The organism is Shewanella sp. 10N.286.54.B9 (genome assembly GCF_041468565.1).
Classification (GTDB): domain Bacteria; phylum Pseudomonadota; class Gammaproteobacteria; order Enterobacterales; family Shewanellaceae; genus Shewanella.
In genome coordinates, this window is the sequence record NZ_JBFRIY010000036.1 from 158184 (window position 1) to 184760 (window position 26577).

General features: G+C 45.3%; 22 protein-coding genes. 20 read left to right on the forward strand and 2 right to left on the reverse strand.

Annotated features, from left to right (window positions below):
* Positions 1 to 190: 190 nt before the first annotated feature.
* The 3 genes from AB4135_RS13035 to glpK all read left to right on the forward strand — a co-directional run bounded on the left by AB4135_RS13035 (position 191) and on the right by glpK (position 3760).
* A complete protein-coding gene (locus tag AB4135_RS13035; RefSeq protein ID WP_371993469.1) occupies positions 191 to 1504 on the forward strand; it encodes an outer membrane protein transport protein in 1314 nt (437 codons plus the stop codon).
* A gap of 242 nt (positions 1505 to 1746) precedes the next feature.
* On the forward strand, positions 1747 to 2268 hold the full coding sequence (locus AB4135_RS13040; protein WP_371993471.1) for a nuclear transport factor 2 family protein: 522 nt from the start codon (positions 1747 to 1749) through the stop codon (positions 2266 to 2268).
* A 10-nt stretch (positions 2269 to 2278) separates the two neighbouring features.
* The gene (glpK, locus tag AB4135_RS13045) at positions 2279 to 3760 is read left to right on the forward strand and encodes a glycerol kinase GlpK (protein WP_371993472.1); all 1482 of its coding nucleotides are present in this window, start codon (positions 2279 to 2281) and stop codon (positions 3758 to 3760) included.
* On the opposite strand, the gene AB4135_RS13050 is transcribed toward glpK, so the two are convergent.
* Positions 3757 to 4083: a hypothetical protein gene (locus tag AB4135_RS13050; RefSeq protein WP_371993473.1), complete on the reverse strand. Its 327-nt coding sequence runs from the start codon at positions 4081 to 4083 to the stop codon at positions 3757 to 3759. The two genes, glpK and AB4135_RS13050, sit on opposite strands and share 4 nt — an antisense overlap.
* Before the next feature lie 894 nt (positions 4084 to 4977).
* On the opposite strand from AB4135_RS13050, the gene mraZ reads away from it, so the two are divergent.
* The 15 genes from mraZ (at position 4978) to lpxC (ending at position 21936) form a co-directional block, all read left to right on the forward strand.
* Positions 4978 to 5436: a division/cell wall cluster transcriptional repressor MraZ gene (gene mraZ, locus AB4135_RS13055; protein ID WP_371993475.1), complete on the forward strand. Its 459-nt coding sequence runs from the start codon at positions 4978 to 4980 to the stop codon at positions 5434 to 5436.
* Positions 5437 to 5466: 30 nt separating this feature from the next.
* The gene (gene rsmH / locus AB4135_RS13060) at positions 5467 to 6423 is read left to right on the forward strand and encodes a 16S rRNA (cytosine(1402)-N(4))-methyltransferase RsmH (protein WP_371993477.1); all 957 of its coding nucleotides are present in this window, start codon (positions 5467 to 5469) and stop codon (positions 6421 to 6423) included.
* A gap of 8 nt (positions 6424 to 6431) precedes the next feature.
* Positions 6432 to 6746 (forward strand): cell division protein FtsL, encoded by a 315-nt coding sequence (gene ftsL, locus AB4135_RS13065; protein ID WP_371993479.1) that lies wholly within the window; start codon positions 6432 to 6434, stop codon positions 6744 to 6746.
* On the forward strand, positions 6743 to 8479 hold the full coding sequence (locus tag AB4135_RS13070; protein ID WP_371993481.1) for a peptidoglycan D,D-transpeptidase FtsI family protein: 1737 nt from the start codon (positions 6743 to 6745) through the stop codon (positions 8477 to 8479). The genes ftsL and AB4135_RS13070 overlap by 4 nt, the downstream gene beginning before the upstream one ends.
* On the forward strand, positions 8476 to 9945 hold the full coding sequence (murE, locus tag AB4135_RS13075; RefSeq protein WP_371993510.1) for a UDP-N-acetylmuramoyl-L-alanyl-D-glutamate--2,6-diaminopimelate ligase: 1470 nt from the start codon (positions 8476 to 8478) through the stop codon (positions 9943 to 9945). The genes AB4135_RS13070 and murE overlap by 4 nt, the downstream gene beginning before the upstream one ends.
* The gene (murF, locus tag AB4135_RS13080) at positions 9942 to 11309 is read left to right on the forward strand and encodes a UDP-N-acetylmuramoyl-tripeptide--D-alanyl-D-alanine ligase (protein WP_371993483.1); all 1368 of its coding nucleotides are present in this window, start codon (positions 9942 to 9944) and stop codon (positions 11307 to 11309) included. Before murE ends, murF begins: the two co-directional genes overlap by 4 nt.
* Positions 11309 to 12391, forward strand: coding sequence for a phospho-N-acetylmuramoyl-pentapeptide-transferase (mraY, locus tag AB4135_RS13085; protein WP_371993485.1), 1083 nt, complete (start codon positions 11309 to 11311; stop codon positions 12389 to 12391). The genes murF and mraY overlap by 1 nt, the downstream gene beginning before the upstream one ends.
* A 14-nt stretch (positions 12392 to 12405) precedes the next feature.
* Positions 12406 to 13722: a UDP-N-acetylmuramoyl-L-alanine--D-glutamate ligase gene (gene murD / locus AB4135_RS13090; RefSeq protein ID WP_371993487.1), complete on the forward strand. Its 1317-nt coding sequence runs from the start codon at positions 12406 to 12408 to the stop codon at positions 13720 to 13722.
* Entirely contained in the window at positions 13715 to 14932 is a 1218-nt protein-coding gene (gene ftsW / locus AB4135_RS13095) for a cell division protein FtsW (RefSeq protein WP_371993489.1), read from the forward strand. Before murD ends, ftsW begins: the two co-directional genes overlap by 8 nt.
* A gap of 11 nt (positions 14933 to 14943) precedes the next feature.
* Positions 14944 to 16041, forward strand: coding sequence for an undecaprenyldiphospho-muramoylpentapeptide beta-N-acetylglucosaminyltransferase (murG, locus tag AB4135_RS13100; protein WP_371993512.1), 1098 nt, complete (start codon positions 14944 to 14946; stop codon positions 16039 to 16041).
* A 1-nt stretch (position 16042) separates the two neighbouring features.
* The gene (gene murC, locus AB4135_RS13105) at positions 16043 to 17512 is read left to right on the forward strand and encodes a UDP-N-acetylmuramate--L-alanine ligase (RefSeq protein ID WP_371993490.1); all 1470 of its coding nucleotides are present in this window, start codon (positions 16043 to 16045) and stop codon (positions 17510 to 17512) included.
* A gap of 105 nt (positions 17513 to 17617) precedes the next feature.
* A complete protein-coding gene (locus AB4135_RS13110) occupies positions 17618 to 18382 on the forward strand; it encodes a cell division protein FtsQ/DivIB (RefSeq protein ID WP_371993492.1) in 765 nt (254 codons plus the stop codon).
* A 3-nt stretch (positions 18383 to 18385) separates the two neighbouring features.
* On the forward strand, positions 18386 to 19621 hold the full coding sequence (gene ftsA, locus AB4135_RS13115) for a cell division protein FtsA (RefSeq protein ID WP_371993493.1): 1236 nt from the start codon (positions 18386 to 18388) through the stop codon (positions 19619 to 19621).
* Positions 19622 to 19653: 32 nt separating this feature from the next.
* Positions 19654 to 20838, forward strand: a complete 1185-nt coding sequence (gene ftsZ / locus AB4135_RS13120) for a cell division protein FtsZ (RefSeq protein WP_371993495.1) — start codon at positions 19654 to 19656, stop codon at positions 20836 to 20838.
* Between the two features lie 177 nt (positions 20839 to 21015).
* Positions 21016 to 21936 (forward strand): UDP-3-O-acyl-N-acetylglucosamine deacetylase, encoded by a 921-nt coding sequence (lpxC, locus tag AB4135_RS13125; RefSeq protein WP_371993496.1) that lies wholly within the window; start codon positions 21016 to 21018, stop codon positions 21934 to 21936.
* Positions 21937 to 21943: 7 nt separating this feature from the next.
* On the opposite strand, the gene AB4135_RS13130 is transcribed toward lpxC, so the two are convergent.
* The gene (locus tag AB4135_RS13130; protein WP_371993498.1) at positions 21944 to 22396 is read right to left on the reverse strand and encodes a DUF721 domain-containing protein; all 453 of its coding nucleotides are present in this window, start codon (positions 22394 to 22396) and stop codon (positions 21944 to 21946) included.
* 27 nt (positions 22397 to 22423) lie between these two features.
* Between AB4135_RS13130 and AB4135_RS13135 the strand changes: the two genes are divergently transcribed.
* Complete coding sequence (locus tag AB4135_RS13135; RefSeq protein WP_248976069.1) at positions 22424 to 23323, forward strand: M23 family metallopeptidase; 900 nt, start codon at positions 22424 to 22426, stop codon at positions 23321 to 23323.
* A 59-nt stretch (positions 23324 to 23382) separates the two neighbouring features.
* A complete protein-coding gene (secA, locus tag AB4135_RS13140; protein ID WP_371993500.1) occupies positions 23383 to 26106 on the forward strand; it encodes a preprotein translocase subunit SecA in 2724 nt (907 codons plus the stop codon).
* Positions 26107 to 26577: the final 471 nt, after the last annotated feature.

Sequence of the window (26577 nt, forward strand, 5' to 3'; positions counted from 1 at the left end):
ATATGTATTCTGTTTTTAATTTTAAAACGTGATCTGTATTTTATTCCTACTGCCTTCGCTATGTTTTGCCAGTGTTTTACGCTGTTTTTATTAAAACACTTGTAAAGATATTCTGTGGTTGTAAAATTCGCTCCACTTTTAAGTGGAGTAATTGCTCTACTTGTTGTAATTACATAATTAGAGAATACAAATGAATAAGCGTTTATTAACACTTGCCGTTAGTACGGTACTTTTGGGGAATGTAACACAGGTTCAAGCTGCTGGATTTCAGTTAGCGGAATACTCGGCTACGGGACTTGGGCGTGCGTTTGCTGGTGAAGCGGCAATGGCTGATAACGCAGCGGCACAGTTTCGCAATCCAGCAATGCTTACTTATTTAAATGGTACTCAAATGACAGCGGGTGCCATTTTGGTTATGCCGAATATTGATATCAATGGTGAAGTGACTTATGTCGATGGCACTAATCCGACATCTGCTCATGATATTGCCGATGACGCTGTTATTCCGAATTTCTATGTTTCTCACCAGATAGATGACAACTGGTTTGTGGGTTTAGCACTTGGCAGTAACTTTGGCATGGCGACTGAACTGGATGACAATTTCCGTGGTACTCAGTTTGGTAATGAAGCATCTGTTACCACCATTGAGATCAATCCTAATGTGGCTTACCGCATCAATGAGCAGTTTAGTATCGGTGGCGGTGTACGTTTTGTCATTGGTGAAGGTAGTATTGGCGCGAAAAGCTCAGCTGACACCGTTCTGCCTACACCAATTGGTAACTTACCAGTACCGAAAGGCACCACACTGAAGTACATGGAAGGTGATGACACCGCTTGGGGATGGCAATTAGGCGGTGCATGGCAGATAAATGCCGACAACAGAGTTGGCTTTAACTACCGCTCAGCAGTGGATCAAAATCTTGAAGGTGAAGCTAATGGTTTGGCCTTTAACCCAATGGATCCAAACTTAAAGATGGCAGGCTCTATGGAGCTGTCATTACCTGCAACGGCGGAGCTTGCTTCTTACCATCAATTAAGTGAAAAGCTTGCCATTCATGCCAGCATTAACTGGACCGATTGGAGTTCATTCGAAAAATTAGAAGCGGTTATTCCTGCGCTTTCTGAGCCCACTCAATTGGTGAAGCAAGAGAACTGGGAAGATAACTACCGTTTTGCGCTGGGTACCACTTATCAGTTGAATGACGCTGTAAGTATGCGAGCGGGTATCGCTTACGATAAGTCAGCAGTATCTGATGCAAACCGTACTCTGACGATTCCAGAGATGGATCGTCTATGGTTGAGCGCAGGTATGGGTTACCGTATTAGCGAAAACTTTGATATGGATTTTGGTCTGACTTACATCTTTGCGGATGAATCTCCAGTGGTTGAACCGCGTCCAGGTATCCCATCTGATGACTCTTCTGCTCATTTCGGCGGAACTTTCACCGGTACAACAAGCGGTAATATTTTGTTAATAGGTATTCAAACAAGCTACCGTTTCTAAATTGAATAGATAGCCTTTAAGTTAAACATAAACATAAGCATAAGCATAAGCTTAACTTAACCATTACTGAAAGCCTCGCATTAGCGGGGCTTTTTACTTTGTTAGCCATTGGGTTATTATGTGGGTTTCATGGTAAAAGAGTTAACTTGCAGTGGTATAGAGCGGCTGATTTTCAAATTCAGTACTCGACATAAACCCGTATTTTTGCTGGAACTCACTTTAACTAAAAATAGAGGTTTCAAATGAATATTAGATCTCTGAACTTATCGGTTTGTTTGCTGTTAATCAGTTTTGTCCCTGCCTATTCTAGTGCCGATGATGTAATGCCAAGCAATACTAATGCTTCGATTGAGGTTGTTGAGCAGTTTATACAGGCTTTTAACGAACACAGTATTGAGCAGCTGCTATCGCACACAACCGACACTGTGCATTGGTTCAATATATCTGGCAGTAACATGTTGATAGAGACCTCGTCGAAAAATGAGTTGGGTGCGGCGATGGCTGACTATTTTCAAACACTGCCGGATGCCAAAGCCACGTTGACGCAGGCGATGAGCTCAGCCAATTATGTGAGCACTGTAGAAAAGGTGACTTGGAGTCATGACGGTGAGCAAGATAGTCAATGTAGCATCGGCGTGTATGAGTTAAAGCAAGGTAAAATTAATGCTGTGTGGTATTACCCTGCCCATGCCTGTGACCCTGAGCCTAACAACAGCAACATAGTGCAACCAGAAATCGGTTTACTAAAAGATACACGTCAATAAGGAAGTTTTTGTGTCAAAGAAATATGTCATCGCATTGGATCAAGGTACCACCAGTTCAAGAGCTATTGTTTTTGATCATGACGCGAATATGGTGGCGAGTTCGCAACGAGAATTTGGCCAAATCTATCCACAACCAGGTTGGGTAGAGCATGATGCTATGGAGATCTGGGCATCACAAAGCTCAACCTTAATTGAAGCGTTAGCACGAGCAGATATCCATAGTGAAGATGTCGCGGCGATAGGGATCACTAACCAGCGTGAAACAACGGTTATCTGGGACAAAGAGACTGGCAAACCGGTGTATAACGCCATTGTGTGGCAATGTCGAAGAAGCAAATCGATTTGTGATGACTTAAAGGCTCAGGGGTTAGAAGAGTATGTTAAAGACAGCACAGGTTTAGTACTCGACCCTTATTTTTCTGGCACTAAAATAAAGTGGATCTTGGATAATGTTGATGGCGTCAGGGCGCGTGCTGAAAAAGGAGAGCTGCTATTTGGCACTATTGACAGCTGGTTAGTGTGGAAGCTTACCGAAGGTAAGGTACATGTTACCGACCCAACGAATGCCTCACGCACTATGTTGTTTAATATTCATCAACAAGACTGGGATGAAAAGCTGCTTAAAGCGCTAGATATTCCGCGCTCTCTTTTACCTGAGGTTAAAGCCTCTTCTGCAATATATGGGCAAACTCGCATTGCTGGTGAGGGTAGCAGCATTGCCATTGCAGGTATCGCTGGCGATCAGCAGTCAGCGCTTTTTGGTCAGTTGTGTATTGACGAAGGGATGGCGAAGAATACCTATGGGACGGGCTGCTTTTTACTGATGAATACCGGTGCAGAGGCAGTAAAGTCTCAGCATGGCTTATTAACAACGATTGCCGTGGGCGCTAAAGGTGAAATCAACTATGCACTTGAAGGCTCAGTATTTATGGGCGGAGCAACGATTCAATGGCTGCGTGATGAACTGGGGTTGATCCGAGATGCGCAAGATACCGAGTACTTTGCTTCAAAAGTCGACGACACCAATGGCGTATATCTAGTGCCAGCTTTTGTTGGTTTAGGTGCTCCGTATTGGGATCCCGATGCGAGGGGGGCTTTAGTTGGCTTAACTCGAGGAGCTAATCGCAATCATATTATCCGCGCCGCATTGGAAGCGATTGCTTATCAAAGTCGGGATCTGCTTGATGCTATGAGTAAAGATAGCGGGGTAGAGCTAAAACAGATAAAAGTCGATGGTGGAGCGGTTGCCAATGACTTTTTAATGCAGTTTCAAGCCGATATTACCAATGTGGATGTGTTGCGCCCAGAGCTAACCGAAACTACAGCAATGGGGGCCGCTTTTCTAGCTGGACTCGCGGTAGGTTTTTGGAACTCTACTGCAGAGCTTAAACATAAAGCGGTCGTTGAGCGACGCTTTAAACCACAGCTTAATGATGCGCAAAGAGCAACACTTTATAACGGCTGGCAAGAAGCCGTGGCGAGAACGCGCTAAACATTGATGTCTATATGCCCAAAAGGCGAGTCATCCTCGTCTTTTTTATCAGTTGATGTTTGCTCATCTTCTCTTCTGTCTTCAACATAATTCTTTCGCCTTTCTAAGCTAGGATCCAGTTGATAGAGCGTTGAGGAGGTTTTACGTCTATCTTCACGGGACTGACGCCTTTCTAAGTGTGGGGGCAGCTGAGCTTGGGGCTGTTCATGGCTATCAGCGGTAATGGCTGCGCTGCTATTAACGGGTTTTACGCCGTCTTTCTGCTTAATCTCACGTAGAGGTGGCCGAGCTAGCATGGCATAAACACTATCTAAACTAATCATAGAGCCCCCAAGTTGTTATACCAATCAGTATAAAGATGTGATCGCTCAGCGAGAATTTAGCGCTTATGAGGCAAGGTCTTTAATTGCTCCTGCTTTAAAGACATTCACAACGTCCCTGTTGTTTGCAGCGAGTGAAGAGCATAGTTGTTCTACGGTCAAACTCGTTAACACTGCATCAAAAGCGCTAAAACTCGCCTGTTAGGCGCATTTTTTTACCTGCCTACTTCTGTGTTGAGCGGCCTCAAAAAGGGGCAATCATTCCGTCGCCCATTCGACTTGAATTAGTTGCTGAAAAACACGCTGAGTAGATCACTTTCTTATACTAATTGGTATTAGTTATTGATTACTTATATATCGGCAGCAGTAGCTTAAAATTTAGTCAAATATGCCCTGATTGATAGAAACTATCAACAGATGACACTGTTTATCGCTATAGAAGCTTGGTGCTAGCTGAAGGTACGACTTTCAAATGAGTCGTTTTGTGGCAGTATGATTGTTAGTAAACTCTGCGATGGGTTAAAAATTGTTAACCTAATTTTAGTTTTGAGAGATTGAATCTAGCTTTTTACGCTATAGCGAGTGTAATTTAGGCTTCATTAATGGAGGAAGAAGGGGAATAAACTCCACTTAAGTGTTACTGGAAAACCACTCTACGACTCTCTTCTGTCTGTTTTTCCTACTTTTTAGATAGTTCGAATAACTCATCTCCCACAAAAATCCCTATTTGTGCACTCGATAGCATTTAGTTTAAAACTCGCTGCTAACCCGCTTGGTTACTGGATTTTAAATAACGTCGGCCCCTTGACAATTCTTGCATTGTATCCCTAAACTTAGCTGTTGTGGGGAAATGTGGATATTTGTGGATTTTTGATAAATTAACAAGGACGACATAACGTGTTTTCTGGGGCGAGCGCTATCAATTTAGATGCGAAAGGACGAATTGCGATGCCAAAACGGCACCGTGAGCCTTTGCACGCCCATCATAACAGCCAGTTAGTGATTACTGTCGATATTCAATCGCCCTGCTTACTGCTCTATCCGGTGCAAGAGTGGCAGCAAATAGCGGCTAAGTTATCCCAATTATCAGATACCCAACCTGCAGAACGAGCCATTAAACGTATGTTGCTTGGTTATGCCCATGAGTGTGAATTGGACGGTAATGGCCGAGTGCTTTTACCGACGCCATTGCGTCAATACGCCAATCTAGAAAAAAGGGCGATGTTAGTCGGTCAACTTAATAAGTTTGAGTTGTGGGACGAAGCGGCATGGCAACAACAGATTGAAGAGAGTCGTATTGCGATTCTTAATGAAGATTTAGCAGCTAACCAACGTTTAGCTGATTTTTCGCTCTAATGAGTGATATTAACCAAATAGAAGATAAACATGACGCAATCATTTGAACACCTATCGGTTTTGCTAACAGAAACCGTAGCAGGCCTAAATATACGCGAAGATGGCATCTACATAGATGGTACTTTCGGCCGCGGTGGTCACTCGAGAAAAGTGCTTGAGCAACTCGGACCTAATGGTCGTTTGATTGCAATTGACAGAGATCCACAAGCCATTTTAGCGGCAGAGCAGTTTAAAGACGACAATCGCTTTCAGATTGTGCATGGTGGCTTTGGTCAGTTAGCGCAGTATGTAGAAGAGCTTGGTCTAAAGGGCAAGATTGACGGTGTATTGCTCGATTTCGGTGTATCTTCGCCTCAGCTCGATGACGCTGAACGTGGTTTTAGCTTCCTACGCGATGGCCCGTTAGATATGCGTATGGATAACTCTCAAGGTCAAACCGCAGCGCAGTGGATTGCTCGTGCAGAAATTGAAGATATGGCTTGGGTATTCAAAACCTACGGTGAAGAGAAAAACTCACGTCATATTGCTCGCTGTATTGCTGCTGATCGTGAGAAAACGCCATTCTTACGCACTAAAGATTTAGCAGATTTGATTGCCCGTATTACCAAGAACAAAGAACGTAATAAGCACCCTGCAACTCGTGTGTTCCAAGCCATTCGGATCTATATCAATAGTGAGCTTGAGCAGATTGATCAAGCACTAGAAGGTGCGTTGACAGTGCTTGCTCCTGCAGGTCGTTTATCAGTCATTAGCTTCCATTCACTGGAAGACCGTATGGTGAAACGCTTTATTCGTCGTCATAGCCAAGGTGAAAGTGTGCCGCATGGGCTACCGATCACCGAAGCCGAAATCAACAAGTCACGTAAGTTGAAAGGCTTAGGCAAAGCGATTAAACCGTCAGCAGAAGAGATAGAGCGCAACGCTAGAGCAAGAAGCTCAGTGCTGCGTATTGCTGAACGCTTACCTTATGATCTTGAGTCAGTGTAGAGGCTTAAGTGAGTAAGTCGCAGCTAAATCTAACCCGTATTGTGTTGCTAGATCTATGGCACCACAAATGGGTCATGGTAGTGGCATTGCTCGTCATGCTCAACGCGGTCGCAGTGGTTTACACCAGTTACGAAGGGCGTAAGTACACCAGTAAGTGGGAGCAATTGCTGCAAGAGCGTGATCGATTAGATATTGAATGGCGAAACTTGCTACTTGAAGAGCAGTCTCGCTCAGAACACAGCAGAGTAACCCGGATGGCGACTAAAGAACTCAATATGAGACGTCCTTTACCCAAAGAAGAGGTGGTAGTTAGAGTCCCATGAGTAAACAAGCAAAGCGTAAGCAGAAACCACAACTGATTCAATGGCGTTTATACGTTGTTGTGGCGTTTGTTTGCATGCTATTTACCAGTCTTATCGGTCGAGCGGCTTATATTCAGATTATTGAGCCTGAGAAGTTACGTCATGAAAGTGATATGCGTACCTTAAGGACTACGAGCCGTGAAGTGCAACGTGGCCTCATTACCGACAGAAACGGTGAAATGCTAGCGGTCAGTGTGCCTGTTAAAGCAGTTTACGCTGACCCTAAAGTGGTGCATGACGAAAATGGTTTTGTCGATATGCGCCGCTGGCAAGCGCTCGCTGATGTGCTGCATGAACCAAAAGATAAAATTCTAAAACGAGTCCAAAGTAATCCGCGTAAACGCTTTACCTACTTAAAACGTCAAGTTACCCCGGCTGTTGCTGACTATATTAAAAAACTCAAATTACCCGGTGTTTACCTCAAGCCTGAATCACGTCGTTACTATCCAACCAGTGAGATCTCCGCGCAGCTCGTTGGTATTACCAATATTGATGATCGAGGTATTGAAGGGATAGAGAATACCTATAACGACTGGTTAACGGGTACGCCGACTAAACAGAAGGTGCGTAAATCTCGAGATGGCCACGTCGTTGAGAGATTAGACATGGTGCAAGAGGGTGAAAGCCCTAATGATCTTGTTTTAAGTATCGACCAACGTATTCAACAGTTGGCATACCGCGAGATAAAAAAGGCCACTGAAGCTAACCAAGCTACATCAGCATCGATCGTGGTACTAGATGTGAATACCGGTGAAGTGTTAGCGATGGCTAATACCCCCTCTTACAACCCAAATTCTCGTGAGAACCTGCAGAGCTATCGCATGAGAAACCGTGCGCTTACTGATGCTTATGAGCCCGGCTCAACCATAAAACCTTTTGTTGTTGCAGCAGCGCTTGAAGCGGGCACGATTAAGCTCGACGACATCATTAAAACCAACCCTGGCCGAATGCGTATCGGCGGTAAAATCGTGCGTGACACCCGCAATTATGGCGACCTGTCGCTAGCCGGTATCTTGGTGCATTCAAGTAACGTCGGCATGACAAAAATAGCGTTGTCGATGCCAGTACAAGAGTTGTTAGGCTCCTATCAAGCGATGGGGCTGGGTAACTACTCAGGGATTAACCTTGAGGGCGAGAGTGCCGGTCTAATTCACGACAGACGCCGTTGGTCTGAGTTTGAGCGAGCCACATTATCGTTTGGTTACGGCTTAATGGCTACGCCATTACAGATCGCCAGAATGTACGCCACCCTTGGCAGTAAAGGGGTGCTTTATCCAACCTCTATTCTAAAGCTTAAGCAAAAGCCTGAAGGTACCCAAGTTATCTCTGCTGATGTCGCGCAGAATGTGATGGAGATGCTAGTTGGTGTCACCGAGAAAGGTGGCACGGCGCGTAAGGCACATATTGAAGGTTATCCTGTTGCCGGTAAAACAGGTACTGCCCGTAAGGCCGTCGCCGGTGGCTATGGTGAAGATTACGTGGCTATTTTTGCTGGTGTGGCGCCAGTGCATAACCCCAGACTTGCTATCGCGGTTGTCGTTAATGAACCTAAAGGCGATAGATACTACGGCGGTGATATTGCAGCCCCCGTATTTGCATCAGTGATGTCTGGTGCCTTGCAAATGTTGAATGTTGAACCCATTTCCAGCCGCGAAAAAGTTCGTTTGGCTGCTTTATCCAGGAGTGCAGAATAATGTTAATTCGAGATCTCCTTGCTCCCTGGTTTCACTATTCAGGAATAGAAGCTTTCAATGATCTCTCGCTTGATAGTCGTGCGCTAAAAGCGGGTGATCTTTTTGTCGCAGTACCGGGTTATCAGGTAGATGGACGACAGTATATTCAAGCTGCGCTGGATAACGGCGCTGCTGCAGTGTTGGTGCATACCGACTCGCCAGAAGAACATGGCAATATTAGTAGCGAAAATGGTCTGCAAATTGCTTTTTTCCAACTAAATCGACAAGTGTCAGCACTCGCTGCGCAGGCATACCCGTTGTCGAGCCAACGTCCACGGATTATTGGTGTGACAGGCACTAACGGCAAAACCTCGGTGACCCAGTTAATTGCTCAGCTACAGCAGCTGCAACAGAAGAAAACTGCTGTGATGGGGACACTTGGTAATGGTTTATGGGGCGAACTTGTCGACAGTGGCAACACCACTGCCGACGCTATAACTCTGATTAAGCAGTTACAAAATTTTGAAAAAAGTCATGCTGATACCTGTGCTATGGAAGTGTCTAGTCATGGCTTGGTACAAGGCCGCGTAGAGGCGGTGCCTTTTGATGTGGCGGTATTTACCAATTTGAGCCGTGATCACCTTGATTACCATCATACGATGGAGGCATACGGCGCTGCTAAGCAACGCCTGTTTAGCTTTAGTTCATTGCGTGCTGGCTTGGTTAATTGTGATGACGAAACCGGTGCAGCTTGGTTAGCACAAGCGACAGCAACTAAAACGTTAGGTTTCAGTATCAAAGGTGATACAAAAGCAGACATTTATGCCAAACAGTGCCAATACCATGATGGTGGCGTATCGTGCACGTTAGTCTGGCCCGAAGGTGAAGCTAAGCTGCAGTCACCGTTATTAGGTGACTTTAACCTTTCCAATTTAGTGGCGGCTCTAGGTGCACTTTACCTTGTGGGTGAAGATATGGCAGCACTGGTCAGTCTTGCCTCTGGTTTGACTCCTGTTGCTGGCAGAATGGAGCGCTTTACCACTCGTGGCGATGTGACATTGGTCGTCGATTACGCCCACACGCCAGATGCTATCGAGCAGGCTCTGCAGGCATTAAGAGTGCACTGTAAGGGCGAATTATGGTGCTTATTTGGTTGTGGTGGCGATAGAGATTCAGGTAAAAGGCCTATGATGGCAAGCAGCGCTGAACAGTATGCTGATCATGTGATGGTGACCAGCGATAATGCCCGCAGTGAAAATCCTGAAGATATTATCGCAGATGTTTTTTCAGGATTTACTGAGCCGCAAAAAGCACAATCTCAAGTTAATCGTAAAGCGGCCATTAGAGAAGTGGTTGCGTTGGCAAAACCTGGTGACATGGTGTTACTTGCTGGTAAAGGACATGAGACTTACCAAGAAGTTAATGGTGAAAAATTGAATTATGATGAACGCGCGTTTACTAAAGCCATAGCGGAAGGTCACGCATGATAAAGCTATCGCTAACAGAAATAGCTGAGCATCTTGGTGGCAAGTTGCTTGGAGAAGATTTTTCGATAGAGCAGGTATCGAGTGATAGTCGCGCTGTGGATGGACAAACGTTATTTGTAGCGCTGAAAGGTGACAACTTTGATGGCCATGATTTTGTTGCTTCAGCCGCTGAAAATGGCGCAAGGGCTATGTTGGTTGAGCGTGAACTCCCACTTGCTGTATCACAAATCATTGTAACAAACAGCCAGCGAGCAATGGGTGAAATAGGTGCTTTAGTTCGAGATAAACTAGCGCCAGTTTGTGTTGCATTAACGGGGTCAAACGGCAAAACCAGCGTTAAAGAGATGGTTGCCACCATTTTGTCACAACAACACCAAGTGCTATATACCGCGGGTAATTTTAACAACGAAATCGGTGTGCCACTGACTTTGTTACGTTTACAGGCTGGTGATCAGTTTGGTGTATTTGAGCTCGGTGCAAATCACGCTGGTGAAATTGATTACACCTCTAGTCTCGTTAAGCCCAGTGTGGCGATGGTGAATAATGTCGCCTCAGCACATCTTGAAGGATTTGGCTCGTTAGCTGGCGTTGCCAAAGCAAAATCAGAGATTTTCAACCACGTTACTACAGATGGCACTGCGGTTATCAATGCCGATGATGCTTTTTCAGCAGTGATGTTAGCAGCATCTAAACATTTAACTCAGTTGACCTTTGCTATTGACGCAACCGCAGACGTTAAAGCAACGTCTCTGCATGCTGATAAAGGCGGACGATACAGCTTTGATATTTGCTATGCAGATCAGGTTGAATCTGTGGTTTTACCACTTGCAGGTCGCCATCAGGTACTGAATGCATTGGCTGCTAGTAGCATATGTTTGGCACTTGGTATGTCATTAAGCTTTATCAATCAAGGACTGAGCTTACTTGAACCCGTTAAGGGCAGAATGTTACCCACTCGTTTAGGCAGAGTGACGGTCATTGATGATAGCTATAATGCTAACCCCGCCTCGGTCGGCGCGGCGATTGACTGGCTTCAAGAAATTAACGGAAATCGGTGTTTAGTGCTGGGCGATTTAGGAGAATTAGGCGACAATGCCGCCCTTTTGCATAATGAGCTAGGCGCAGAAGCTAAAGCAAAAGGTGTTGATGCACTGTTTTGTGTTGGCGAGCTAAGCCAAGGTGCAAGTCATGCTTTTGGTGCTGCACACCACAATGATATTGGCCAATTAGTAAAAAAATTAACGACTTACATTAATGAGTCTAATGGCGATATCACAATCTTAGTCAAAGGTTCTCGCAGTGCGAGAATGGAACGTGTAGTTGAAGCTTTAACAATGGCCTTTGGTCGCGGGGAGTTTGTTTAATGCTGGTTTACCTGGCGGAGTATTTAACCCAATTTTACAGTGGGTTTAACGTGTTTTCTTATGTCACCTTCCGAGCCATTCTTGGTTTGATTACGGCATTGATGTTTAGTCTTTGGTGGGGACCGAAGATGATCGAGCGTTTGCAGTTATTGCAAATAGGTCAAGTCGTGCGTAACGACGGCCCAGAGTCTCATTTTAGTAAGCGCGGAACACCGACAATGGGTGGCTTGCTTATTCTTGCGGGTATTTTTATTAGTGTATTGCTTTGGGGCGATTTGGGTAGCCGCTATGTGTGGGTCGTGCTGTTTGTATTAGCAAGTTTTGGCACCATTGGTTTTATCGATGATTATCGTAAAGTGGTTCGTAAAGATACTAAAGGCTTGATCGCGCGCTGGAAATACCTATTGCAATCTATCGCTGCCATTGTGATTGCTGTTTACCTTTACGCATCAGCGGATACGGCTGGAGAAACGCAGTTAGTCGTGCCTTTCTTTAAAGATGTGATGCCACAACTGGGTGCTTTCTTTATTGTATTAGTGTACTTCACGATTGTGGGTTCAAGTAATGCGGTTAACTTAACTGACGGTCTAGATGGCCTAGCGATTATGCCAACTGTGATGGTTGCTGCAGCTTTTGCATTAATAGCATACCTTTCTGGACACGTTCAATTTGCAAACTACTTGCACATTCCTTATCTACCCGGAGCGGGTGAGTTAGTGATTGTCTGTACTGCGATTGTCGGTGCAGGGCTTGGGTTTTTATGGTTTAACACCTATCCAGCTCAAGTCTTTATGGGGGATGTAGGTTCTCTAGCACTTGGTGCTGCATTGGGCGCAATCGCGGTATTGGTCCGTCAGGAGATCTTACTTGTCATCATGGGTGGTGTGTTCGTAATGGAGACCGTATCCGTTATATTGCAGGTCGGTTCATACAAGTTAAGAGGCCAGCGTATTTTCCGTATGGCACCTATACACCACCATTATGAGTTAAAAGGGTGGCCAGAGCCGCGCGTTATCGTACGCTTTTGGATCATCTCCCTGTTCCTAGTGTTGCTTGGTCTTGCAACGTTGAAGCTTAGATAAAACGGACATATAACATGGCGCAGCAGTATTCACACATAGTATTAGGTTTGGGAGCAACCGGCTTATCGGTTGTTCGCTACCTGTGTGATCAGGGGATAACTCCGTTGGTGATGGATAGTCGAGATCAGCCTCCAGGTGCAGACAAGTTGGCTGCAATTTATCCTGATGTTGAGCTCATTGCGGGTGGATTCGATTGCCGCTATTTGGTGCAAGCATCGCAGATTGTTATTAGCCCCGGCATTTCGGTTGAAACACCAGAGGTACGCGCTGCATTTGATATGGGGATTGAAGTGATTGGCGATGTCGAGCTATTCGCGAGAGAAATTGCTAATACCTCAGCCCGTGTCATCGGTATCACTGGTTCAAATGGTAAGTCTACGGTCACTACATTAGTGGGTGAAATGGCTGCTGCGGCGGGATTATCCTATGCCTTGGGGGGCAATATAGGTATTCCTGTATTGGACCTGTTATTAGCGCCAAAAGAGCTGTATGTACTTGAGCTATCCAGTTTCCAACTGGAGACGACTCATAGCCTCAACTGTATTGCAGCAACCTGTTTGAATATTAGCGAAGATCATATGGATCGCTACAGTGACTTGGAGTCATACCGACAAGCCAAGTTGAATCTTTATGATCAAAGTAAAAGCATACTGTTTAATCGCGAAGATCTGCTGACATTGCCAAATAGCCCAATGAACCAAAATAGCTTTGGTCTAGATGCTCCAGAAGTTGACGCTTGGGGCATTGCTGATGGCAACATCGTACGTGGTAGCAGTGTCATTATGCCGATTAGCGAGGTCGCTTTGGTGGGCAGTCATAACCACGCCAATTTGATTGCGGCAATGGCACTGGCGAGCAGTGTCGATATCGACCGCGAATGTTTAGTCGCAGTAGCTAAACAGTTCACTGGGCTAACTCACCGCTGTGAAGTGGTCGCCGATATTGCTGGAGTGACTTATGTCAACGACTCTAAAGCAACCAATGTCGGTGCGACAGTCGCAGCAATCGAAGGTTTGAGTGAGCACTTAGGAGAGTTGATTTTGATTGCTGGCGGTGACGGTAAAGGTGCAGATCTCTCCGCCTTAGCCACGGCGCTCGAAAAGGTCAGTAGTTTAATTACCTTAGGTAAAGATGGGGACAAAATTGCCGCGCTTAAAGTGGGCGCACAGTCCGTTGAAACCATGGCTGAAGCGGTAGCGTTAGCCAATGAAATTGCAACTGCAGGTGATATCGTTATTTTGTCACCAGCATGTGCCAGTTTAGATATGTACCCTAATTTTATGGCGCGTGGCGATGATTTTCGTGCTGAAGTCGGCAAGTTAAATGCCTAGCGCTGAGAAGCAGCTCAGTCTGTTTAGCGGCCGCTTTAAGTGGTCGCTAGCAAACTTATTCGCAGATAGAGCCGCGCCGGGTATGCAGCTGTATGACCGAGCATTACTGTTCGCGGTATTGTCGTTAATCTGCTTTGGCTTTGTGATGGTGATGTCCGCCTCCATGCCAGAAGCGCAGAGTTTAACCGGCAATCCATTTCACTTTGTATGGCGCCATGGCGCGTATTTAGTGGGCTGTATGGTTATCGCGGCTGTGGTTTTACAAGTAGAGATGCGCCATTGGCAGAATTTTAGCCCATTTTTACTGTTGATTGTGGGCATTATGCTGGTCGCAGTATTGTTAGTCGGTACCACGGTAAACGGTGCTACACGCTGGTTAACTGTTGGGCCTATTCGGATACAGGTTGCAGAGATCGCCAAGTTCGTTTTTGCAATTTATATGGCGGGGTACTTGGTAAGGCGTCATCAAGAGATTAGAGAAAACGCTAAAGGATTTTATAAACCTATCGCTGTCTTTGCAGTGTATGCATTTCTAATTTTAATGCAGCCGGATTTAGGCACCGTAGTGGTGCTATTTGTCGGCACTGTAGGCTTACTCTTTTTGGCTGGGGCCAGATTATTAGACTTTTTTGCGCTGATCCTGACCGGAGTGCTAGCGTTTGTGGCTTTGGTGGCATTAGAGCCATATCGTATGCGACGAGTGACGTCTTTTTTAGACCCTTGGCAAGATCCATTTGGTAGTGGCTATCAGCTAACCCAATCGTTGATGGCTTATGGGCGTGGTGACTGGTTTGGACAAGGTTTAGGAAATAGTATTCAAAAACTGGAATACTTGCCTGAAGCTCATACCGATTTTATCTTTGCCGTTATTGGTGAGGAGTTAGGATTTATCGGCATTATTGTGGTGCTTGCAGTGCTGCTGTTTGTCGCTTTGAGAGCGATCAAGCTGGGTAACATGTGCTTATCGCTTGAGCGTGCATTTGATGGCTACCTTGCCTACGGTATTGGTATTTGGATCTGCTTTCAAACGGTGGTCAATGTAGGTGCCAGTATTGGCATGTTACCGACAAAAGGTTTGACCCTGCCATTCATTAGTTATGGCGGTAGTAGTTTATGGGTCATGACGGCAGCTGCGATGATGTTGATCCGAATTGATTACGAAAGACGATTAAGTGTGATCCAAGCCGTTGAAGGCCGAGGTCCAAAATAATGAGTGAATTAATGACTGACCAAGCACAAGAGAAGCGCATTTTAATTATGGCAGGCGGCACTGGCGGCCATGTCTTTCCTGCGCTTGCGGTTGCTAAATACCTAAGCCAGCAGGGCTGGAAGGTACGCTGGTTAGGTACAGCCGATAGAATGGAAGCGAGATTAGTGCCTCAACACGGCTTCGATATCGATTTCCTTGATATCAAGGGAGTCCGAGGGAACGGTTTATTACGTAAATTGGCTGCTCCTTTCAAGATCCTGCGTTCAGTTATGCAAGCTCGATCAGTGATCCAAGATTTTAAGCCTGATGTGGTGATGGGCATGGGCGGCTTTGCCAGCGGCCCCGGTGGAGTTGCTGCAAGATTATCAGGCATCCCATTAGTTTTGCATGAGCAAAATGCTATTCCAGGGATGACCAATAAGCTTTTATCCAAGGTCGCCTCTGAAGTGTTGTGCGCATTCCCGGACACATTTACAGATGTCAGTGCTGAAACTGTAGGTAATCCTATTCGCAAAGAGTTAATTGCACTGGGTGGTAACAGAGATAAAGCTTGTGAAGAGGAAGCACTGAAGGTTTTAGTCGTGGGGGGAAGCTTAGGTGCCAAGATATTTAACGATGTCATGCCTGGAGCGCTTGAGGGCGTAAGTAAAACCCATCCTATGACCGTGTGGCATCAAGTTGGTCGTAACAACCTAGCATCGGTTAAAGCCGAGTATCAGCACTTAGGCCAAGACGGCAGTGTAAAAGTGGCTGAGTTTATCGACGATATGGAAGCAGCATATCGCTGGGCTGATGTCGTTGTGTGCCGTTCGGGTGCATTGACGGTATCGGAACTTGCAGCAGTTGGATTGCCGAGCCTATTAGTGCCATATCCACATGCTGTAGATGACCATCAAACCAAAAATGCTCAGGTATTAGTCGAGGCGGGCGCTGCATTTTTATTGCCACAACCTTTGGTGGATAGCAGTAAGTTGATAAGTAAATTGTCGATGCTAGCGTCAGACAGAAAAGAGTTATGCAAAATGGGCGAGCGCGCCCGAGATGTGGCAGTACTCGATGCAACGCAACGAGTCGCCGACGTCTGTATCAAATTAGTGGAAAAGGGTTGAGATGAGTAACAAAGCAGAGAAGTATTCGCAGCTAAGAACCATGATCCCTGAAATGCGTAGGGTGAAGCATATCTATTTTGTTGGAATAGGTGGTGCGGGTATGGGCGGCATAGCGGAAGTGCTTGTTAACGAGGGCTACAAATTGAGTGGCTCTGATATCGCTGAAAATGCAGTGACAGATCGACTTAGTCAGTTGGGTGCAGTAATCCACATAGGCCACAATGCCGAGAATGTTAGGGACGTTGACGTAGTCGTAGTTTCAACCGCTATTAGTGCCGACAACCCAGAGTTGATGGCTGCAAAAGAGTTGCGGATCCCTGTGGTACAGCGTGCAGAGATGTTAGCTGAGCTGATGCGTTACCGCCACGGAGTTGCTGTTGCTGGCACCCATGGTAAAACAACCACAACCAGTTTAATTGCCAGTGTGTATGGTCAAGCAGATCGTGACCCTACTTTTGTTATTGGTGGCTTATTAAATAGCGCAGGTACTAATGCCCGCTTAGGTCATAGCCGTTACTTGATTGCTGAAGCCGACGAAAGTGATGCCAGTTTTTTACACCTGCAGCCAATGGTTAGTGTGGTGACTAACATCGAAGCCGACCATATGGATACCTATGGCGGTGATATTGAAAAGCTCAAGAATACCTTTGTTGATTTTATCCATAATCTGCCATTTTATGGTGTTGCTGTGGTTTGTATCGACGATCCTATCGTGCGAGAGCTATTACCGCGCTTTAGCAGAAAAGTAGTGACCTATGGTTTTAGTGACGAAGCCGATGTACAAGCGGTTGGTTTCACGCAAACAGGATACAGCAGCCAATTTACGGTTAAGCGCAACGGCTTTGCTGATCTGCAATTATCGGTAAACCTGCCTGGCGAACACAATGTGTTAAATGCCTTAGCGGCAATTGCTGTGGCAAGTGAAGATGATATTGAAGATGAGGCTATCGTAAAAGCACTGGCCGAATTTCAGGGAATTGGTCGCCGTTTTCAGCAAGTCGGTGACTTTGAAACCAGTAAAGGCGAGATCAAACTGGTTGATGATTACGGTCACCATCCGAGCGAAGTCGCTGCAACGATTAAAGCTGCTAGACAGGGCTGGCCTGAGCGTCGATTGGTAATGATCTATCAACCGCATCGCTATAGCCGTACTCGTGATCTTTATGAAGATTTTGTCGAAGTACTGTCTCAGGTTGATTGCTTGTTGCTACTTGATGTTTATGCCGCAGGAGAAGCTGCTATACCGGGAGTTGATAGTCGTGCGTTGTGTCGTTCTATTCGAGTTCGTGGCCAGCTAGAGCCCGTATTTGTTGCGAATAGTGAGCAGCTACAAACGGTATTACCAGAATTACTTCAAAATGGTGATCTGCTTCTCACTCAAGGCGCGGGTAATATTGGCGTGTTATCGCGAAATTTGGCACAGTCAAATTTAGGCTTTGACGCAAAAGAAGCTGAAGATAAAAATGGGTAACTTAGAAATATATACAATGAGTTACACTGCAAATTTTGACGCTAAGGATAAGGTCTATATAATGGCCGGTTTTCCGTCTTCACGACCTAATAAGAGGGCGTAAGGATGTCTTGGAGCGATAAAGGCCAACGTATTCGGGTTTTGCTGTTAAAAACCGACTGGTATTTATGCTTTGGGCTAGTGTTTTTAGCGTGTGTTTTAATTGGGCTTTCAGCTGCAGCTTTTAAACTAAATGCGGTCTTGAATGATGCGGATGCATTGCCAATTGAAGCTGTTGCAATTAATGGTGAGCGGAATTATACCGCTGACCAAGAAATTCAAGTTGCACTGCAAGATTTAATGCAAAGAAGCTTTTTCTCTGCAGATGTCAATCAAGTGCAGCAGGCATTAGAAGCCTTGCCCTGGGTTTATCAGGCATCTGTAAGGCGGGAGTGGCCTGCAAAGCTAAAAGTGTATTTGATTGAACAAGTGCCGGTAGCCCATTGGAATGGTGATGCTTGGCTCAACACCTACGGTGATGTGTTTGATGCTCCAGCGAAAGAGGGAATACCCAATTTACCTTCGTTGACGGGGCCAGAAGCACAAGGCAAGTCGGTGCTGACAACCTATCAACAACTCGGTGAGTTGTTAACAATCAATGGGTTTAGCTTAAAGAGTTTGAGCTTAAGTGCACGACATGCATGGCATGCAGAGTTAAATAACGGTATCAGGCTTGAGCTTGGCCGAGAAGATAGTATGACAAGGATACAAAGGTTTATTCACGTTTACCCTAAGCTTGCAGCGCAAGATAAAAAGGTAGGGGTGGTGGATTTGCGCTACGACACTGGACTGGCCGTAGATTGGGATGATGCACAAACAGAGAGCCGTTAATTAATGACTAAGAATCTAGATAGAAATCTGATCGTAGCCTTGGACATAGGAACTTCAAAAGTTGCTGTGATCATTGGTGAAGTTTTGCCTGATGGCGAGATCAGTATTGTCGGCCTCGGCAACCACCCTTCACGAGGGATGGATAAAGGCGGTGTAAACGATCTTGATTCTATTGTACGCAGTGTTCAGCGAGCACTCGATCAAGCGGAGTTGATGGCGGACTGCCAAGTTTCATCGGTTTATCTGAGTATTTCGGGCAAACATATCGAGTGTCAGAATGAAAATGGCATGGTATCGATTAACGATGAAGAGGTGACACAAGAGGATGTCGATAATGTCATCCACACGGCGCGTTCAGTCAAAATCCCAACAGAGAGACGGATTCTGCACGTGTTGCCGCAAGAGTACGCTATCGATGTGCAAGATGGGATTAAGAGTCCAATCGGCATGTCTGGGATGCGTATGGAGGCAAAAGTGCACATCGTCACTTGTGCCAATGACATGGCAAAGAATATTACTAAGAGTGTGGAGCGCTGCGGACTTAAAGTTGATGATTTAGTGTTTTCAGCAATCGCATCTGCAGACTCGGTGTTAACCGATGATGAGAAAGATCTTGGCGTTTGTTTAGTTGATATGGGCGGCGGGACAACAGATATTGCCGTTTATACCAACGGTGCACTGCGCCATTGTGCGGTAGTGCCTGTTGCGGGTAATCAAGTGACTAATGATATCGCTAAGATTTTCCGCACACCGTTATCCCATGCAGAACAAATTAAAGTGCAGCATGCGAGTGCACGAAGCTCTATGGTAAGCCGAGAAGACAGTATCGAAGTGCCTTCAGTAGGCGGGCGTCCTTCGCGCAGTATGTCTAGGCATACACTGGCTGAAGTGGTTGAACCAAGATATCAAGAGCTATTTGAATTGATTTTAAAGCAGTTGCGAGACAGTGGTCTTGAAGATCAAGTGGCTGCGGGCATAGTGCTAACCGGCGGTACAGCCTCGATTGAAGGAGCGGTTGATGTTGCTGAAGCAACATTCGGTATGCCAGTTAGAATGGCACAACCGTTGCCAGTGAAAGGTTTATATGAATATGTGGATCAGCCTATCTACTCAACAGCAGTTGGGCTGCTTCATTATGGCGCGCGCAGAGTCATCGAACGTCAGTTCGAGCGTCCTGAGCGACAAGGGGTCACCAGTCTTTGGAATCGGGTCCAAAGTTGGTTTAAAGGCGAGTTTTAATTTAGTAACGCAGGCAAAACGGAGAAAAAACCATGTTTGAGATCATGGATAGTCATACAGATGAAGCGGTGATCAAGGTCATCGGTGTCGGTGGCGGCGGTGGTAATGCTGTCGAGCATATGGTTAAGCACAATATTGAGGGTGTTGAATTCGTAGCGACCAATACAGATGCACAAGCATTACGTAAGTCAGCTGCAGGTACCACGATTCAGTTAGGCCGTGATGTAACTAAAGGGCTAGGAGCAGGGGCAAATCCTGAAATTGGTCGTTTAGCAGCAGAAGAAGATAAAGAAAGTATCCGTAACGCGATTAAAGGATCAGATATGATCTTTATTGCAGCGGGTATGGGTGGTGGAACCGGTACTGGTGCCGCTCCTGTTGTCGCAGAAGTTGCTCGCGAAGAGGGGATTCTTACCGTTGCGGTAGTGACTAAGCCATTTCCTTTCGAAGGCAAAAAGCGTATGACCTTTGCCGATCAAGGTATCGAGCAGTTGGCTAAAAGCGTTGATTCACTGATCACCATTCCAAATGAAAAGCTGTTAAAAGTGCTGGGGCGCGGTACATCTTTACTTGATGCATTTGCTGCTGCTAACAACGTGCTACTTGGAGCGGTGCAAGGTATTGCAGAGCTTATTACTCGTCCAGGTTTAATCAACGTCGATTTCGCCGATGTTAAAACCGTGATGTCAGAAATGGGCAATGCCATGATGGGTACGGGTGTTGCAAGTGGTGAGGATCGTGCAGAAGAAGCGGCCGAAGCTGCTGTTGCCAGTCCTTTGCTTGAAGATATCGATCTTGCTGGTGCTCGTGGTGTGCTTGTTAATATCACCGCTGGTATGGATATGAGCATTGAAGAGTTCGAGACTGTGGGTAATCACGTTAAGGCTTACGCTTCTGATAATGCGACTGTGGTTGTCGGTGCAGTTATCGATCCTGAAATGTCAGATGAGCTACGTGTAACGGTTGTAGCAACGGGTATTGGCGCTGAGAAGAAGCCTGATATTCAACTGGTAACTAAACCTGCACCACGTCCAGAACCAATTGTACCTGCTGAAACTCGTACTGAAACCTTTGCAGCGGAAGACCCAATTTCGCCAACGATTTCAAACGGAAATACAGCTGCTGCAGCGCAACCTGCTGTAGCACCAACAGCAGAGAAAAAGAGCGACCTTGATTACTTAGACATTCCAGCATTTTTGCGCAAGCAAGCTGATTAAGTTTAATGTTAATAAGGTGTTAACTGGTATAAGTGGATACTAATGTATTCTCTAACAATGCAGCCATTTTTGGTGAATTTGCAAAGATATGCTAAGATATCCGACCAGCATCGGCTATACATGGTTAAAAAGTGTATAAATCGAGCTTTTTTGTTGAGCGAATAAACGGGTAAATACATGATTTTTCAAAGAACAGTCAAAGAAATGGTTAAAACTACTGGTGTTGGATTGCATTCCGGCAACAAGGTGACTTTGATCGTTAAACCCGCACCTGTTAATACCGGCATTATTCTCGTTCGTACTGACTTGTCACCAGCAGTTGAAATTCCTGCTGTTGCTGATCAAGTTCGCGAAACGACTATGTGTACTGCGCTGGTAAATGACGACGGTGTTCGTATTTCGACAATTGAGCATCTGTTTGCTGCACTTGCTGGTTTAGGCATTGATAATGCCATTATTGAAGTTGACGCACCTGAGATCCCGATTATGGATGGCAGTGCGAGTCCTTTTGTATTCTTACTTCAATCAGTAGGCATTCAAGAGCAAGCCGCAGCTAAGAAGTACATCAAGATCACTAAACCTATTCGTGTTGAAGATGGTGATAAGTGGGCTGAGTTAAAACCTTTCAAAGGTTTCAGAGTTGATTTCGCTATCGACTTTAATCACCCAGAAATTGCCCGTAGTCAACAACATATGGTGATGGATTTTTCATCTTCTGCTTTTGTTAAAGATATCAGCCGCGCAAGAACCTTTGGTTTTATGCGAGATATTGAATACTTAAGAGCTAATAATTTGGCTCTTGGTGGCAGCATGGAAAACGCCGTTGTACTTGACGAATACCGAGTCCTCAACCCCGATGGCCTGCGTTATGAGGATGAGTTCGTTAAGCACAAAATTCTTGATGCTTTTGGTGACCTATATGTAGCTGGTCATGCAATTGTCGGTGAGTTCTGCGCCTACAAAACAGGGCATGCACTTAATAACCAGTTAGTGCGTGCAATGCTTGCACAGCAAGATGCTTGGGAGATTGTTAGCTTTGAAAAAGAAGCTGATGCTCCAGTAAGCTTTACGGTACCTTCGGGCGCTGTATTCGCTTAAAAACGAATTAAGATTGCCTTGAACGGCTGGCTAATGCAGCCAGCCGTTTTAGTTTTACCGCTAGCGTACCTTCAGCATGCTCAGCTAACGCTTCAATGTGAGCAGCCGCATTTTCACTTATCTGGTTGTGAGCAGGTTTGTATTTTGTTTCATACATTAGCAAGCTTGGGTTGACTTTGACCTCGATAGCGGTAAGCATGGGTAGCGTTTCGGCTTGCAGCATCTGCAATATTTTGGGCTTTTGGAAGTTAATTCTTGCCGCCCAGGCCGCCGTAGTTGTTTCAATGACCAAGGTACCTTGGCGTAGATTAGCAACTTTTAGCTGCTCTATCACCGGGCCAGTAAGCACTTTTTTGACGTAGTGATCTAAGTGTAATAGCAGTTCTGCTTTTTCAGCTAAGTTGGGCATGTTCCCTTGCTGATGCAGTAATTGACTGAGATCCTGTGGGGGCTTTTTCATATGATAATAAAATGGCTTAATTAGGCTATGAGTGTAACAGTTTTTATTCAAGGTCGAAACGGTGCCACGCGTTGGCAACCGGGAAAGCGTTGGTTGTTATTACCGATCTTGCTCATTGCAGCAGGAACAGGTCTTTATCAACACAATGCTAAGCAGCTTATAGAGCAACAGACTAATGCAGATAGTGAACGCTTGGCTCGTGAAGAGCAGAAAAGCGAGTTGATCTCTTTAAAGAGTGCAACTGAAACTCAACTGTCGATGTTAGTGGCGCACGTTGCACGTATGCAAGCTAAACTCACGCGTATAGAGGCGTTGGGTCAGCAAGTTGCTCTAAATAATCAATTAGAAGATCAATTTGATTTCTCTTCAGAAGTCGGTGTTGGTGGTGCAAGTGAATTAGGCACTAACATTGAACTCGATCAGCTCATTGCAGATATGGATGCGCTGGTTTTGCGAATGGATAATAATAATGTTCAGCTCTCACTACTTGAAACGGTAGCATCTAATCTCCATATAGATGAAGAACGTTATATATCTGGGCGACCAATTAAGAAAGGTTGGTTATCCTCGCCCTATGGTTTACGAAATGATCCCTTTAGCGGTAAACGTACGATGCACAAAGGCATCGACTTTGCTGGAGAGGAGGGCGTCGATGTAGTCGCTACCGCAGGTGGTGTGGTTATGTGGGCGGACAAGATGTTTGGATATGGTGAGCTCGTTGAAATTGACCATGGTAATGGTCTTCGAACTCGTTATGGTCACAATAAAGCTTTGTCAGTAACCGTAGGCGACGTGGTCGCTAAAGGCGATAAGATCGCTGTTATGGGAAGTACTGGGCGCTCAACCGGGCCTCATGTGCACTATGAAGTGTTGCGCGGTGGACAACAAATTGATCCGCAAAAATATGTCTACCGCAAGGCAGGTTAATCGAAAATAGGCTTTCAGGCTCTAAAAGGGACTTGGCCAACAACATAGAAGTGGTTCAGATGTTTGGTAAATTACTGACAAAAGTATTTGGTAGTCGCAACGATCGTACGCTTAAGGCTTTCGGAAAAGTCGTTAATAAAATTAACGGTTTTGAAGAAGAGTATGGGCAACTATCAGATGAAGATTTAAAAGCAAAAACAGCACTCTTTCGTGAACGTCTTGAGGCAGGGGAGACCCTAGATGACGTTTTACCTGAAGCATTCGCAACTGTACGTGAAGCATCAAAGCGTGTTTTCGAAATGCGTCACTTTGATGTGCAGCTTATTGGTGGCATGATCTTGGATAGTAACCGAATCGCAGAGATGCGTACCGGTGAAGGTAAAACACTGACTGCAACTTTACCTGCCTACTTAAATGGTTTAACAGGTAAAGGTGTTCACGTTATTACCGTCAACGATTACCTAGCGGGTCGTGATGCTGAAAATAACCGTCCTCTATTTGAATTTTTAGGCTTAAGCGTTGGGATCAACGTTGCGGGTCTTGGTCAAGTTGAGAAGAAAGCCGCTTATGATGCCGATATCACTTACGGTACCAATAACGAGTTTGGCTTTGATTACCTGCGTGACAACATGGCGTTCTCACCTGCTGAGCGTGTTCAGCGTCCATTGCATTACGCACTGATTGACGAAGTCGATTCAATCTTAATTGATGAAGCACGTACACCGCTTATTATCTCTGGTGCAGCTGAAGACAGTTCAGAGCTATACACTAAGATAAATACCCTGATCCCAAATCTAATTCAGCAAGAGAAAGAAGACACTGAAGAAGAGATTGGTGAAGGCGATTACTCTATCGATGAGAAAGCTAAGCAAGTTCACATGACTGAACGTGGCCAAGAAAAGGTCGAAGTCTTATTGACTGAGCGTGGCATGTTAGCTGAAGGCGACTCTTTGTATTCTGCCGCTAACATCTCTCTCTTGCATCACGTTAACGCAGCGCTGCGTGCACATACCTTATTTGAAAAAGACGTCGACTACATTGTACAAGACAATGAAGTAATCATTGTTGATGAACATACAGGTCGTACTATGCCAGGTCGTCGTTGGTCTGAAGGTCTACATCAGGCGGTAGAAGCGAAAGAAGGGGTTCATATTCAAAATGAAAACCAAACTTTAGCATCTATTACCTTCCAGAACTTCTTCCGTCAGTACGAGAAGCTTGCGGGTATGACCGGTACTGCTGATACTGAAGCTTTCGAATTCCAACATATTTATGGTTTAGATACTGTTGTTGTTCCAACTAACCGCCCAATGGTTCGTGCAGATAATCCTGATTTGGTTTATCTGACAGCGGAAGAGAAGTATGCAGCGATTGTTAAAGACATCGTTGGTTGCCGTGAGCGCGGTCAACCAGTACTTGTTGGTACTGTATCCATTGAGCAATCAGAATTACTGCACAGCCTATTGAAGAAAGAAAAGATCCCACATGAGATCTTGAACGCCAAGTTCCATGAGCGTGAAGCCGACATCGTTGCCCAAGCAGGTCGCACTGGTGCAGTAACTGTTGCAACTAACATGGCCGGTCGTGGTACTGATATCGTGCTAGGTGGCAACTGGAATATGGAAATCGAAGCACTCGCTAATCCTAGCGACGAGCAACGAGCTAAAATTAAGGCTGATTGGCAGATACGTCACGATGAAGTCGTCGACGCTGGCGGCCTGCATATTCTAGGAACAGAGCGTCACGAGTCTCGCCGTATCGATAACCAGTTACGTGGTCGTTCTGGTCGTCAAGGTGATGCAGGTTCGTCTCGTTTCTATCTTTCTATGGAAGATAGCTTAATGCGTATCTTTGCGTCTGACCGTGTATCTTCAATGATGAAGAAACTAGGTATGGAAGAAGGTGAAGCGATTGAGCATCCTTGGGTATCTCGAGCAATTGAAAATGCACAACGTAAAGTTGAAGCTCGTAACTTTGATATCCGTAAGCAGCTGCTTGAGTTTGATGATGTAGCTAACGACCAGCGTCAAGTGGTTTACGCACAGCGTAATGAGCTTATGGATGCTGAAAGTATCAAAGATACCATCACTAATATTCAGACTGATGTCATCAATGAATTAATGGACCAGTATATTCCGCCTCAATCCGTTGAAGAGTTATGGGATGTTGCAGGTTTAGAGCAGCGCTTGCAGCAAGAGTACTCTATGGCCTTGCCTGTGCAGGAGTGGCTAGATAAGGAAGATGATCTTCATGAAGAAACATTACGTGAGCGTATTGTAGATACATGGATTAATGCATATAAAGCAAAAGAAGAGATGGTAGGTGAGCAAGTTCTACGTCAATTTGAAAAAGCCGTTATGCTGCAGACGTTAGATGGGCTTTGGAAAGAGCATCTTTCGGCAATGGATCATCTTCGTCAAGGTATTCACTTACGTGGTTACGCACAGAAGAATCCAAAGCAAGAGTATAAACGTGAATCGTTTGAGCTATTCCAGCAGATGCTTGAATCACTAAAGCACGACGTGATTAGTATTTTGTCTAAGGTACAAGTTCAAGCGCAGTCAGATGTTGAAGAGATGGAAGAACGTCGTCGTCAAGAAGACGCAAAAATCCGTCGTGACTACCAACATGCTGCTGCTGAAGCTCTAGTCGGTGCCGAAGAAAGTGCAGCATTAGCAGCAACTCAGCCACAGGTTCGTGAAGGTGAGAAGGTTGGTCGTAATGATCCTTGTCCATGTGGCTCTGGTAAGAAGTACAAACAGTGTCATGGGAAGCTAAGCTAAAACTGCTTCACAATGGATATAAAAGAAGGGTGACTTATTAAAGTCGCCCTTTTTTTTGCTTATTATTAGCTAATGTATTTTTAAACGAATAGGCGCTCCATGCTGCCTGTTCTAAAATTCTTAGCACTTTGACTAGCATGAATTGAAAACACCGCTAACATTAAAGGCTCCGTTATATAATGTACTCCATAACGGTATTGAGACCGCCTGCCTGTAAAGTAGCCGTTTCAACGATTGTTTGTGGATAACTCTGAGGGTAACTAGTGGCTAAAATGTGCTTAACTAAAAACATGATAAAAAAGGCATTATTTGTTTAAAAAGCGCTTGCGCTTACTCAAGATCTCCCTATAATGCGCATCCACTGACACGGCACAGCAGGCCAACTACTTAGGTAGTACGGGACTTGCAGCAGTGTTAGAGAGATTAACTTCTTCGGAAATTAACCTCAGGCGACAAACGCTTTAAGGGCTT